Origin of the sequence: Streptomyces sp. NPDC001922, assembly GCF_042891165.1 — a bacterium.
In the GTDB taxonomy this organism is placed as follows: Bacteria; Actinomycetota; Actinomycetes; order Streptomycetales; family Streptomycetaceae; genus Streptomyces.
In genome coordinates this window covers 1-12,406 of the sequence record NZ_JBIASV010000013.1, presented here as the reverse complement: position 1 = coordinate 12,406, position 12,406 = coordinate 1, and the positions used below count along the sequence as shown (strand labels likewise).

The 12,406-nt window shown below is 73.3% G+C and carries 11 protein-coding genes; 8 read left to right on the top strand and 3 right to left on the bottom strand.

The window, feature by feature from the left end; translation table 11 throughout:
- Positions 1 to 8 precede the first annotated feature (8 nt).
- Positions 9 to 815 carry a hypothetical protein gene (locus tag ACFYYR_RS23765; protein ID WP_388857011.1) on the bottom strand — a complete coding sequence of 269 codons (807 nt, stop codon included), beginning with the start codon at positions 813 to 815 and terminating at the stop codon, positions 9 to 11.
- A 65-nt stretch (positions 816 to 880) separates the two neighbouring features.
- Between ACFYYR_RS23765 and ACFYYR_RS23760 the strand changes: the two genes are divergently transcribed.
- The 5 genes from ACFYYR_RS23760 to ACFYYR_RS23740 all read left to right on the top strand — a co-directional run bounded on the left by ACFYYR_RS23760 (position 881) and on the right by ACFYYR_RS23740 (position 6,079).
- Entirely contained in the window at positions 881 to 1,813 is a 933-nt protein-coding gene (locus ACFYYR_RS23760; protein ID WP_388857008.1) for a Ppx/GppA family phosphatase, read from the top strand.
- Positions 1,814 to 1,881: 68 nt separating this feature from the next.
- Entirely contained in the window at positions 1,882 to 2,706 is an 825-nt protein-coding gene (locus ACFYYR_RS23755; protein ID WP_351508716.1) for a sugar phosphate isomerase/epimerase, read from the top strand.
- Positions 2,703 to 3,356 carry a TetR family transcriptional regulator gene (locus ACFYYR_RS23750; RefSeq protein ID WP_388857005.1) on the top strand — a complete coding sequence of 218 codons (654 nt, stop codon included), beginning with the start codon at positions 2,703 to 2,705 and terminating at the stop codon, positions 3,354 to 3,356. The genes ACFYYR_RS23755 and ACFYYR_RS23750 overlap by 4 nt, the downstream gene beginning before the upstream one ends.
- A gap of 282 nt (positions 3,357 to 3,638) precedes the next feature.
- On the top strand, positions 3,639 to 5,486 hold the full coding sequence (gene ilvD / locus ACFYYR_RS23745) for a dihydroxy-acid dehydratase (RefSeq protein WP_388857002.1): 1,848 nt from the start codon (positions 3,639 to 3,641) through the stop codon (positions 5,484 to 5,486).
- Positions 5,487 to 5,569: 83 nt separating this feature from the next.
- Positions 5,570 to 6,079 (top strand): hypothetical protein, encoded by a 510-nt coding sequence (locus ACFYYR_RS23740; protein WP_388856999.1) that lies wholly within the window; start codon positions 5,570 to 5,572, stop codon positions 6,077 to 6,079.
- A 97-nt stretch (positions 6,080 to 6,176) separates the two neighbouring features.
- Here ACFYYR_RS23740 and ACFYYR_RS23735 read toward each other — a convergent pair whose 3' ends face one another.
- Positions 6,177 to 7,619: a M1 family metallopeptidase gene (locus ACFYYR_RS23735; protein WP_388856996.1), complete on the bottom strand. Its 1,443-nt coding sequence runs from the start codon at positions 7,617 to 7,619 to the stop codon at positions 6,177 to 6,179.
- Between the two features lie 414 nt (positions 7,620 to 8,033).
- Between ACFYYR_RS23735 and ACFYYR_RS23730 the strand changes: the two genes are divergently transcribed.
- The 3 genes from ACFYYR_RS23730 (at position 8,034) to proC (ending at position 10,789) form a co-directional block, all read left to right on the top strand.
- Positions 8,034 to 8,888 (top strand): ABC transporter ATP-binding protein, encoded by an 855-nt coding sequence (locus ACFYYR_RS23730; RefSeq protein ID WP_388856993.1) that lies wholly within the window; start codon positions 8,034 to 8,036, stop codon positions 8,886 to 8,888.
- Positions 8,885 to 9,622 (top strand): ABC transporter permease, encoded by a 738-nt coding sequence (locus ACFYYR_RS23725; RefSeq protein WP_388856990.1) that lies wholly within the window; start codon positions 8,885 to 8,887, stop codon positions 9,620 to 9,622. Before ACFYYR_RS23730 ends, ACFYYR_RS23725 begins: the two co-directional genes overlap by 4 nt.
- Positions 9,623 to 9,979: 357 nt before the next feature.
- Positions 9,980 to 10,789 carry a pyrroline-5-carboxylate reductase gene (proC, locus tag ACFYYR_RS23720; RefSeq protein ID WP_388856987.1) on the top strand — a complete coding sequence of 270 codons (810 nt, stop codon included), beginning with the start codon at positions 9,980 to 9,982 and terminating at the stop codon, positions 10,787 to 10,789.
- A gap of 257 nt (positions 10,790 to 11,046) precedes the next feature.
- On the opposite strand, the gene trpS is transcribed toward proC, so the two are convergent.
- Positions 11,047 to 12,051, bottom strand: coding sequence for a tryptophan--tRNA ligase (gene trpS / locus ACFYYR_RS23715; RefSeq protein WP_388856984.1), 1,005 nt, complete (start codon positions 12,049 to 12,051; stop codon positions 11,047 to 11,049).
- Between the last annotated feature and the right edge of the window lie 355 nt (positions 12,052 to 12,406).

Here is a 12,406-nt window from a genome sequence, read left to right as displayed (position 1 = left end):
GTGCGGCGTCAGGCCGGGTCCGCCGGGTGCGGGGCCATCGGGAGCTGGGCGGCCAGCCGCTGCTCGCAGAGTTCGACCAGCCGGTCGTAGGCGCCCTTGCCCATCAGCTCGGTGAGTTCCGGCCGGTAGGAGACGTACACCGGGTCGCCCGCGCCGTGCGCCGAGGTGGCCGACGTGCACCACCAGTGCAGATCGTGGCCGCCGCTGCCCCAGCCGCGCCGGTCGTACTCGCCGATCGAGATCACCAGCACCTGGGTGTCGTCGGGCCGGTCGACCCACTCGTACGTCCGCCGGACCGGCAGCTGCCAGCACACGTCCGGCTTGGTCTCCAGCGGTTCGCGTCCCTCGCGCAGCGCCAGGATGTGCAGCGAGCAGCCCTCGCCGCCCGGGAAGCCCGGCCGGTTCTGGAAGATGCAGGAGCCCTTCCAGCGGCGGGTCTGGCGCTCCCCGTCCTCGTCCTCCTCGACCCAGCCGGAGGCGGTGCCGATGTCATGGAACTGCCAGATGTCCGGCGTCAGGCGGGCCGCGTGCCCGGCCACCCGCTGCTCGTCCTCCTCGTCGGAGAAGTGCGCGCCCAGCGTGCAGCAGCCGTCGGCCGCCCGCCCCGCCTGGATGCCCTGGCAGCCCTGGCCGAAGATGCAGTTCCAGCGGGAGGTCAGCCAGGTCAGATCGCAGCGGAAGAGCTGCTCGTCGTCCTCCGGGTCCGGGAACTCGACCCAGGCGCGTGTGAAGTCCAGCCCCACCTCGTCGTCCGGAGGGGTGGGGCCGGTGGCATCGGCCATTTCGTCCGGCTTGGCCTTTTTCGTCTTACCCACGTCACCAGCGTAAGCGTGCGGAGGCGCGTTCATGACCCGTCACGCGCCGCAGTAGCGTGCACCGTATGAGACTCGGTGTCCTCGACGTGGGTTCGAATACGGTTCATCTGCTCGTGGTGGACGCGCACCCGGGCGCGCGCCCGCTCCCCGCCCACTCCCACAAGGCGGAGCTGCGGCTCGCCGAACTCCTCGACGAGGACGGCGCGATCGGCGAGCACGGCGTCGACCGGCTGATCGCCACGATCTCCGACGCGCTCCAGGCGGCCGAGGACAAGGGCGTCGAAGCGGTGCTGCCGTTCGCCACCTCCGCCGTCCGTGAGGCGACCAACGCCGAGGCCGTCATCGCCCGGGTCACCGAGGAGACCGGGGTCGACCTGGCCGTGCTGACCGGGGACGAGGAGGCCCGGCTCACCTTCCTGGCCGCGCGGCGCTGGTTCGGCTGGTCGGCCGGACGGCTGCTGGTCCTGGACATCGGCGGCGGCTCGCTGGAGATCGCCTACGGGCTCGACGAGGAGCCGGACCGCGAGGCGTCGCTGCCGCTGGGCGCCGGCCGGCTCACCGGCTCCTGGCTGCCGGGCGACCCGCCGGAGCCGACCGACGTCAAGGCGCTCCGGCGGCACATCCGGGCCGAGATCGCCAGGATCGTGCACGAGTTCACCCGGTTCGGCCCGCCGGACCACGTCGTCGCCACCTCCAAGACCTTCAAGCAGCTGGCGCGGATCGCCGGAGCGGCCCGGTCCGCCGAGGGGCTCTACGTCGAGCGGGTGCTGACCCGGAAGGCGCTGGAGGAGTGGGTTCCGCGGCTCTCCGCCATGACCGTGGAGGAGCGCTCCGAGCTGCCCGGGGTGTCCGAGGGCCGGGCCTCCCAGCTGCTCGCCGGGGCGCTCGTGGCGGAGGCCGCGATGGACCTGTTCGGAGTGGAGGAGCTGGAGATCTGCCCCTGGGCGCTGCGCGAGGGCGTCATCCTCCGGCGGCTGGACCACCTGCCTCCGGGGTGACCCGGGTCTCTCCGCCGATCGCGGGGTGGCCCGGTAATCCGTCCCCCGCACGCCGTACGCTGTCTCCCGTGGCTCAACCAGCGGTGCGCATCCCGGAAGCGAAGGTCGCCCTGTCGACCGCGTCCGTGTACCCGGAGTCCACGGCGACCGCTTTCGAGATCGCCGGGCGCCTGGGCTACGACGGTGTCGAGATCATGGTCTGGACCGATCCGGTCAGTCAGGACATCGGCGCGCTGCGCCGGCTCTCCGACTACCACGGGGTGCCGATCCTGGCCGTGCACGCGCCCTGTCTGCTGATCACCCAGCGGGTGTGGTCCACCGACCCGTGGGTGAAGCTCCAGCGGGCCAGGTCGGCCGCGGAGCAGCTGGGCGCCTCCACGGTCGTCGTGCACCCGCCGTTCCGGTGGCAGCGCAACTACGCCCGGGACTTCGTGAACGGAATCTGGCGGATGGCGGACGAGACGGACGTCCGGTTCGCGGTCGAGAACATGTATCCCTGGCGCTACCGGGACCGCGAAATGCTCGCCTACGCCCCGGACTGGGACGTCACCAAGGACGACTACCGGCACTTCACGGTCGATCTGTCGCACACGGCGACGGCGCGCAACGACGCGCTGGACATGGTCGACCGGATGGGCGACCGGCTCGCCCACATCCACCTCGCGGACGGCAACGGCTCCAACAAGGACGAGCACCTGGTGCCGGGGCGCGGCAGCCAGCCCTGTGCCGCGCTGCTGGAACGATTGGCCGGGAGCGGATTCACCGGCCATGTCGTGGTCGAGGTCAACACCCGGCGGGCGATGTCGGCCGCCGAGCGGGAGGCGGACCTGGCGGAGGCGCTGGCCTTCACCCGGCTGCACCTGGCCTCGTCGGCGCGGGCCGGCCGGAAGTGAACGGCGCCGGGCCGGGCGGTCCGCCGGCCGAGGGCGCGGCGGACGCGCCGAAGCCCCGCAGGCGCGGCAGGCCGAGCCGGACGGACGCCGGTGACGGCCCCGGAACCAGGGACCGGATCCTGGCCGCGGCCCGGGCGGAGTTCGCGGCGAGCGGGTACGACAAGACCTCCGTCCGGAGCATCGCCAAGTCCGCCGGGGTCGACTCGGCCCTCGTCCACCACTACTTCGGCACCAAGCAGCAGATCTTCGCCGCTGCCATCGAGGTGTCGTTCGAGCCCGCGATGAGCGTGCCCGATGTGCTGGCCGAGGGGACCGAGGGCATCGGGGAGCGGCTCGCCCGCTACTTCTTCGGGATCTGGGAGAACCCGGCGACCCGGGCCCCGCTGCTGGCGGTCATCCGCTCCGCGCTCACCCACGACGCGGCGGCGAGCGTGCTGCGCGGGTTCGTGCTGCGCCGGCTGCTGGGGCGGGTCGCGGGGGAGCTCGCCGTTCCGGACCCGGAGCTCCGCGCCGAGCTGGCGGCGTCGCAGATGGTCGGGATCGCGATCCTGCGGTACGTGGTCAAGGTCGAACCGCTCGCCTCCGCGGACATCGAGGAGATCATCGACAAGGTCGCCCCGACGCTGCAGCGCTATCTCACCGAGGACTGACCCGCCGGGTCGCGGGCCCGCCGGGGCGCGGGACGCCGGCGGTACTCGGGGCGCGCGCCGGTGCCGTAGCGGTTCCCGTACCGTCCGCGGCCGGACGGGGCACCTCATCCCGTGGCGGAGGTCCCCGGGAGGGTGAGACGGGCGTCCCGCATTGCGGACAAGCTGTCCGGATCCTGGCCTCGGGGCGTACCCTCGTAAGGTCCCGGCGGCGTCGCCGGGCGGCCGGACGCCGAAGCGCGTGAGCGCCGCAGACCGGAGAACCCCCAGAGGGAGTGACCACCCGTGCCAGAGCTGAGGTCCCGCACCGTCACCCACGGACGCAACATGGCGGGCGCCCGTGCCCTTCTTCGCGCCGCCGGCGTAGCGCGCGAGGACTTCGGCAAGCCCATCATCGCGGTGGCCAACAGCTTCACCGAGTTCGTGCCGGGCCACACCCACCTGCAGCCGGTCGGCCGGATCGTCTCCGAGGCGATCCAGGAGGCCGGCGGCGTTCCGCGGGAGTTCAACACCATCGCGGTGGACGACGGCATCGCCATGGGCCACGGCGGGATGCTCTACTCCCTGCCCTCCCGGGACCTGATCGCCGACTCCGTCGAGTACATGACGGAGGCGCACTGCGCCGACGCGCTGATCTGCATCTCCAACTGCGACAAGATCACTCCGGGCATGCTGATGGCCGCCATGCGCCTCAACATCCCGACGGTCTTCGTCTCCGGCGGCCCGATGGAGTCCGGCACGGCGACGCTGGTCGACGGCACCGTCCGCAAGCTCGACCTGATCTCCGCCATCGCCGACTCGGCGAACGACGCGGTCTCGGACCAGGACATGGCGCTCATCGAGGAGAACGCCTGTCCCACCTGCGGTTCGTGTTCCGGCATGTTCACCGCGAACTCGATGAACTGCCTCACCGAGGCGATCGGCCTGTCGCTCCCCGGCAACGGCTCCGTGCTGGCCACCCACACCGCCCGCAAGGCGCTGTACCAGGCCGCGGGCCGCACGGTCGTCGACATCACCCGGCGCTACTACGAGCAGGACGACGAGACGGTGCTGCCGCGCACCGTCGGCTCCCGGGCCGCGTTCGAGAACGCCATGGCGCTGGACATCGCCATGGGCGGCTCGACCAACACGATCCTCCACCTGCTCGCGGCCGCCCAGGAGGCCGGGCTGGACTTCGGCATGCCCGACATCGACGCCCTGTCGCGCCGCATGCCGTGCCTGTCCAAGGTGGCGCCGAACGGCACGTACTACATGGAGGACGTCCACCGGGCCGGCGGCATCCCCGCGATCCTCGGCGAGCTCTACCGGGCGGGCCTGCTCAACGAGGCCGTGCACACCGTGCACAGCAGCTCCCTCGACGACTGGCTGAAGACCTGGGACATCCGCGGCGGTTCGCCGTCCGCGGAGGCCGTCGAGATGTTCCACGCGGCGCCCGGCTGCGTCCGTTCCGCGACCGCCTTCTCGCAGTCCGAGCGGTGGGACACGCTCGACACCGACGCCGCAGGCGGCTGCATCCGCGACATCGAGCACGCCTACTCCACCGAGGGCGGCCTCGCCATCCTGCACGGCAACCTCGCCGAGGACGGCTGTGTCGTGAAGACCGCCGGCGTCGACGAGTCCATCTGGACCTTCGAGGGCCCGGCCGTGGTGTGCGAGTCCCAGGAGGAGGCCGTCGACGCGATCCTGAACAAGCGGGTGAAGGAGGGCGACGTCGTCGTCATCCGCTACGAGGGACCGCAGGGCGGACCGGGCATGCAGGAGATGCTCTACCCCACCTCCTTCCTCAAGGGCCGCGGCCTGGGCAAGAAGTGCGCACTCATCACCGACGGCCGGTTCTCCGGCGGCACGTCCGGCCTGTCGATCGGCCACGCCTCCCCCGAGGCGGCGTCCGGCGGCACGATCGCGCTCGTCGAGGACGGCGACCTGATCCGGATCGACATCCCGGGCCGCGCCATCGAGCTCGAGGTCTCCGAGGAGGAGCTGGCCGCCCGCCGCGCCGCCCTGCTGGAGAAGGTCGGCGGCTACCGCCCGGCCAACCGCGAGCGCAAGGTCTCCCAGGCCCTGCGCGCCTACGCGGCGATGGCGACCAGCGCGGACAAGGGCGCGGTGCGGGACGTGAGCAAGCTCGGCTGACGGGCGGGCCGCCCGGTGACGGGGCTCCCGGGCACCGGGCCCGTACCGCCGGGCTCCGGCCGGGCCGGGCCATAATCGACGGCATGAGTGAGACGCAGCAGCCCGCCGCCCCCCGGCCCGAGCCGATCCGGTTCTTCGGGACGACCTGGGTGCACCACGACGGGACCTACGTGCTGCGGCGCGTCGGCGTCGCCGCCGGCGCGCTGGTGGCGGCCGCGGCCGGTGCCTTCGTGCTGCGCCTCGGATACGAGGGGCTGAGCATCGCCGCGGTCGGCGGCTTCGTCAGCATGCTGGTGGTCGTGATGTTCGCGGCGTGCAACGCGCTCGCCTTCCGGCGTGCCTGGGAGGGCTTCACCCGCCGTCCGGACCCGGCCACCGACGCGTCCGTGGAACGCTCCCTGCAGAGCGTCCGCATGATCGGTTTCATCGGCGTGCTGCTCGCCTGGTTCTGCCGCGCCTTTGTCGAGGCCCCGGGGGAGAAGCTGCACCGCGCCGAGTACGAGCGGGAGTGCGAGCTGCACGAGCGCCGGCGCGCGGCGCGCGCGGGCAACCCGGCCGCCCGCGGCTCGGCGAAGCGGCGCAAGCGCGGCTGATCCGGCGGATGTCCCGGCGACGCCGTTCCGCCCGCGGCCGGGTGTCTCCGAGTGCCCCGCCCCTCCGGATTGCCCCAAGGCGGGGAAGGCGTTCCCCTCACGGTGACGAGGCCCGCGCCGGCCGGCCCTCCCCGTACAGCCAGGCCGCGAACAGCCCGCCCAGATCCCTGCCCGCCTCCCTCTCGCAGAACGCGATGAAGTCGTGGGAGTCGGCGTTCCGGTGCCGGTACGTCGTCGCCCACCCCTTGAGGATCCGGAAGAACGTCCGGTCGCCGACCGCCCTCCGCAGCTCGTGGAGCACCATCGCGCCGCGCTCGTAGACCGGGTCGTCCGAGATGTTCTCCGCCGTGCCCGGGTCGCCGGGCGGGAACTCCCACAGCGGGTCGTCCTCCCCCTTGGCGTACATCTTGTCGAAGGTCCGCTGCGCCGAGTCCCCGCCGTGCTGCTCGGTCCACAGCCACTCCGCGTAGGTGGCGAAGCCCTCGTTGAGCCACATGTCGCGCCAGGTCTTCGGCGTCACCGAATTGCCGAACCACTGGTGCGCCAGCTCGTGGAGGACCGTCAGGCGGTCCGGGGCGTCCGGATAGACGGGCTTGGTCTGGACCTCCAGCGCGTAGTCCACGTCCCTTGGCCCGTGGTCCACGATCGCGCCCGCGGAGGAGAAGGGGTACGGGCCGAACAGCCCGCTCTCCCACTCCAGCATCTCCGCCATCCCGCTCAGCGGCCCGGCGCTCCGCTTCGCCACCCGCGGGTCCACGGCGACCAGCAGCGGCAGCCCGCTCCGCGTCGTCGACCGGGTCACCTCGAACTTTCCGACCGTGGCGGTGGCGAGGTAGCTGGCCATCGGCTCGCCGCTGTGCCAGCGGAACGTGGTGCGGCCGGCGCGGGTCCGGCTGTCCCGGAGCTCCCCGTTGGCCAGGGCGGTCCAGCCCTCGGGGACGGTGAGCTCGAAGTCGTAGGCGGCCTTGTCGCCGGGGTGGTTGTTGCCCGGGAACCAGGTCATGGAGCCGGTGGGCTCGCCCACCACCAGGGCCCCGTCGTCCGTCGGCACCCAGCCCTCGGTCGAGCCGTCGGGGTCGACGAGCGCCCGCGGCGTGCCGTCGTAGTCGACCGTCGTACGGAAGACCGCGCCCTTGCGCACCGGACTCTCCGGCCGGACGACCAGCTTGTCCGTGGTGCGCCGCGCCGTGGCCCGCCGGCCGTCGACGGTCACCTCGCGGACGGTCAGTCCGGCCAGGTCCAGGCTGAAACTGCGCAGCTCGGCCGTGGCCGTGGCGGTGATGCCGGCCGTCCCGTCGAGCCTGCCGCGCTCCACGTCGTAGTCCAGCCGGAGCGCGTAGTGCCCGACGTCGTAGCCGCGGTTCCCCAGCCGGGGAAAGATCGGATCCCCGACGCCGTCGGCGCCGGTGGCGGTGGTCTGCCCCGTTCCGGTGGCGCACGCGGACAGTGCCAGGCAGGCGAGCAGTGCCAGGAGCGTGCCGAGCGGGGCCGCGCCCCGTCGGGCGGCGGCCGGTGAACGGGCCGGCGAGGAACCTTCCACGGATCACCCGATCTCTCGTCACCGGATCTCTCGATCCCCGGGGACGCGGATGCGCGGGATGCGCCGGTGCCGACCCTACGGCCCCGGCGCCGGGCGGCACGGGAAGGCGCGGTCCGAACGGCACGCCGGGACGGCGGCCGTCGCCCCGGGCGGACGGGGGCCGGCTGAGCCCTGCCGCGCCGCGCCGTCTTCCCGTGCCGCACTGCACTGCGCCGCACCACGCCGGGTCGAGGCGGGACGAGCGGGTCGGTCATGCCGGGACGAGCGGGGCGGTTATGCCGGGATCAGCGGGCGGTCATGCCGGGACCAGCGGGCCGGCCGAGACCGGCAGGCGCACGAAGCACGCCGGAGCAAACGATTCCGCGCCCTCCCGGCCCCTTGACGCGTGCCACCCCCGGCAGCATTATTCATCGCATGATGAATAAATCCGGGGAGCCCGCCATCCGGGCCCGCGGCCTCAGCGTCGTCCGCGGCGGCCGCACCGTCCTCGACACCCTCGACTTCGACATCCCCCGCGGCGGGGTCACCGGCCTGCTCGGCCCCAGCGGCTGCGGCAAGTCGACCCTGATGCGCGCCGTCGCCGGCACCCAGGCCAAGGTCACCGGCACCCTCGACGTCCTCGGCCACCCGGCCGGCGCCGCCCCGCTGCGCTCGCGCGTCGGCTACGTCACGCAGGCCCCGTCCGTCTACGCCGACCTCACCGCCCGTCAGAACCTCGACTACTACGCCGCCGTGCTCGACCCCCGCCAGGGCCGTACCGAGCGGCGCGCCGAGGTCGACCGGACGCTCGCCGAGGTCGACCTCGGCGACCACGCCGACGCCCTGGCCGGCGCCCTCTCCGGCGGACAGCGCTCCCGCGTCTCCCTCGCCGTGGCGCTGCTCGGCCGCCCCGAACTCCTCGTGCTGGACGAGCCGACCGTCGGCCTGGACCCCGTCCTCCGCCGCGACCTCTGGAACCTCTTCCACCGGCTTGCCGAGGAGCGCGGCACGAGTCTGCTGATCTCCTCCCACGTCATGGACGAGGCCGAGCGCTGCGGCCGGCTCCTGCTGATGCGGGCCGGCCGGATCCTCGCCGACGACACCCCGGAGGCGCTGCGCGCCCGGACGGGCACCGCGACCGTCGAGGACGCCTTCCTGCGCCTGGTCGACGCCGCGCGGCAGCGGGACGAGGCCGGAGCCACGGACACCGGCCCGGCCCCGGCCGTCCCGGCCGCCGCCGGCAGCGCCCCGGCCGCCGGCCCCACGACCACCGGAAGGGAACAGCGGTGAACCTCGCCCGCACACTCGCCACCGCCCGCCGCGTCCTGCGGCAACTCGGCCACGACCGGCGCACCATCGCCCTGCTGCTGCTCGTCCCCTGCCTGCTGCTGGGGCTCCTGCGCTACGTCTTCGACGCCGACCCGCGGTCCTTCGACGGCATCGGCGCCTCGCTGCTCGGGATCTTCCCGCTGGTGACGATGTTCCTGGTCACCTCGATCGCCACCCTGCGCGAACGCACCTCCGGCACCCTGGAGCGCCTGCTCTCCATGCCGCTGGGCAAGGGCGATCTCATCGTCGGCTACGCGCTCGCCTTCGGACTGCTGGCCGTGGTGCAGGCGTCCCTCGCCACGGCGCTCGCCGTCTGGGCCCTCGACCTCGACATCGCGGGCTCGCCCTGGCTCCTGCTCGTCGTCGCCCTGCTGGACGCCCTGCTCGGCACCGCACTCGGACTGTTCGTCAGCGCCTTCGCGGCCAGCGAGTTCCAGGCGGTGCAGTTCATGCCCGCGGTGATCTTCCCCCAGCTCCTGCTGTGCGGCCTCTTCGCACCCCGGGACACCATGCAGCCCGTGCTGGAGGCCGTCTCCGACGTGCTGCCCATGTCCTACGCCGTGGACGGCATGAACGAGGTGCTCCGCCACTCCTCGGTGACCGGTGACTTCGTCCGCGACGCGGCGGTCGTGGCGGGCAGCGCGCTGCTGGTGCTCGCCCTGGGCGCGGCCACGCTCCGCCGGCGCACCGTCTGATCCTCCCCGGCCACCCGATCCTCCCCGCCCAGCCGCTCCGACCGCCCCACCTGATCCCACCGCTCCACCTGCTTCGCCCGCCCGACGGGATCCGACGACGGCCCGGCGGGCGCGGCTCCGGGCCGACCCGTGGCGGCCGGGCCCGCCCCGCCCGGCAGGGCGTAACGGTGGGTCGGCCAAGCCCCGCGGCCCCACCGGTCACGCCCGCCCACAGCACACCCCCGCCCTTCCCACAGGGTGGTACGACCCGGCACCGGCCCGCGACCGGTGCCAGGATGGAGCCCGCACCACCCGCGCGTCCGCATCCGTGCCCGAGGGCGCGCGGCAACCCGTATCCCCGATGAGGTGAACGCCCCCATGACGCAGAAGGTCGCCGTCCTCGGCACCGGCAAGATCGGCGAGGCCCTGCTCAGCGGAATGATCCGCGGCGGCTGGTCCCCGTCCGACCTGCTGGTGACCGCACGCCGTCCGGAACGCGCCGAAGAGCTCCGCAGCCGCTACGGCGTGGAGTCCGTCTCGAACCCGGAGGCGGCGAAGCAGGCCGACACCCTCATCCTCACCGTGAAGCCCCAGGACATGGGGGTGCTGCTCGACGAGCTCGTGCCGCACGTCCCGTCCGACCGGCTGGTCATCAGCGGCGCCGCGGGCATCCCCACCGGCTTCTTCGAGGAGCGGCTCGCCCCCGGCACGCCCGTGGTCCGCGTCATGACCAACACCCCCGCCCTGGTGGACGAGGCCATGTCCGTCATCTCGGCGGGCAGCCACGCCACCGCGGAACACCTCGCCCACGCCGAGGAGATCTTCGGCGGCGTCGGGAAGACCCTGCGCGTCCCCGAGGCCCAGCAGGACGCGGCCACCGCCCTCTCCGGCTCGGGGCCCGCGTACTTCTACTTCCTGGTCGAGGCCATGACGGACGCGGGCATCCTGCTCGGCCTGCCCCGGGACAAGGCCCACGACCTGATCGTCCAGGCGGCGATCGGCGCCGCCGTGATGCTCCGGGACAGCGGGGAGCACCCGGTCAAGCTCCGCGAGGCGGTGACCTCGCCGGCGGGCACCACCATCAACGCGATCCGCGAGCTCGAACGGCACGGCGTCCGCGCCGCGCTGCTCTCCGCCCTGGAGGCGGCCCGCGACCGGAGCCGCGAACTCGCCTCCGGCAACGGCTGAACCAGCCCCCGGCCCCACCCCTGCCCCGTACCCCGCCGACCGGGTACGGGGCAGGGGGCATGGGGCGGACGGGCACGGGCGGCAGCGGCGGGGGAACAACCGAGCACCGCCGCCGGACACACCGACCCGGCCACGGCACCGTCGCCGCCCGCGGGCACGCGAGCCCGTACGGCAGGGCGCCCCGGTTCCCCGGCCAACCGAGCCCGGTGCTCCGGTTCCCCGGTCACCGGGCTCGTGCGCCGCGGGGAGGGGGATCCTCAGGCCGCGGGCAGCAGCCCCATCGCCCGGTAGGCCGCGTCCACGGTCGCCCGGGACCGGCCCCGCGCCCGCTCGGCTCCGTCCTTCAGCACCCCGTCCACGTACCCGGGGTCGGCGCTCAGCTCCGCGTGCCGCTCCTGCAGGGGACGCAGCACCTCCACCACGGCCTCCGCGACGGCCTTCTTCAAGGTGCCGTACGAGGCGAACTCCCCGGCCAGGTCCTCCGGCCGGCCGCCCGTGCAGGCGGCCAGCACATCCAGCAGATTCGCCAGGCCGGGACGCGTCTCCCGGTCGTACACGACCTCGCTCCCGGAGTCCGTCACCGCACGCATCACCTTCCGTCGCACCGTGTCGGGCTCGTCGAGCAGATAGACGATGCCCGACGCTTCGGCGTGCGACTTGCCCATCTTGGCGGTGGGGTCACGCAGGTCCATGACCCGGGCCGCGACCGCGGGGCGCGTGGCCCGGGGCACGGTGAACACCCGCCCGTACCGGTCGTTGAACCGCCGGGCCAGCACCCGTGTCAGCTCGACGTGCTGCACCTGGTCGTCGCCGACCGGGACCTCGTCGGCCCCATGGGCCAGGATGTCCGCCGCCATCAGCACGGGGTAGGTCAGCAGCGACAGCCTGACCCCGCTCTCCCCGGCCCGCTCGCGGGCGGCCTTCTCCTTGTACTGGATCATCCGTCGCAGCTCCCCGTCGGTGGCGGTGCACTCCAGGAGATAGGCGAGCCGGGTGTGTTCGTCGACATGGCTCTGGACGAACAGCGTGCACAGCTCGGGGTCGAGCCCCGCGGCGAGGAAGAGCGTCGCGGCCTGCCGGCTCAGCCGCCGGACCCGGGCCGGGTCGTGGTCCACGGTCAGCGCGTGCAGATCGACCACACAGAAGAGGGCGTCGGTCCGGTGCTGGTCCACCTCGGCCCAACGCCGGATGGCCCCCAGGTAGTTGCCCAGCGTCAGATGTCCGGTGGGCTTGACCCCGCTGAAGACCCGTGTGCGTGTCATCTCTGTCGTCTCCCGTTGTCTCGGGACCGCCGCCCGCCGGGGCCGGTGCGTGACGCAGAGTGCGGAAAACGCGAACGGCCGCCGGAAGCGGCGGCCGTGTGTCGGTGCATGCGCAGATCGGCCGCCGTCAGGCGGCCCACCACAGTTGGGTGTGCGCACGCGTCATGCGCCCGACTGTACGGCGGTGCGCGGAGCTCCGCCACAGGTTTGTGAGGCCCAGGGGGGTCGTGTAGTGTTCCTCGGGTTGCCACGGAGCCGTAACGGTTCCGGAGCAGCCACTCGAGCCGCACCGGCGGCAAACCACTCAGCACGATCTCCCAGCGGGGACGATTTCGGCATGCCGGAATCAGATCCG

Excerpts from the sequence above, each read along its gene's own strand:
- trpS (WP_388856984.1), bottom strand. The coding sequence starts at position 12,051 with ATGACACGCACACGGGTCTTCAGCGGGGTCAAGCCCACCGGACATCTG.
- ACFYYR_RS23760 (WP_388857008.1), top strand. The coding sequence starts at position 881 with ATGAGACTCGGTGTCCTCGACGTGGGTTCGAATACGGTTCATCTGCTC.
- ACFYYR_RS23740 (WP_388856999.1), top strand. The coding sequence starts at position 5,570 with ATGAGTGAGACGCAGCAGCCCGCCGCCCCCCGGCCCGAGCCGATCCGG.
- ACFYYR_RS23730 (WP_388856993.1), top strand. The coding sequence starts at position 8,034 with ATGATGAATAAATCCGGGGAGCCCGCCATCCGGGCCCGCGGCCTCAGC.
- proC (WP_388856987.1), top strand. The coding sequence starts at position 9,980 with ATGACGCAGAAGGTCGCCGTCCTCGGCACCGGCAAGATCGGCGAGGCC.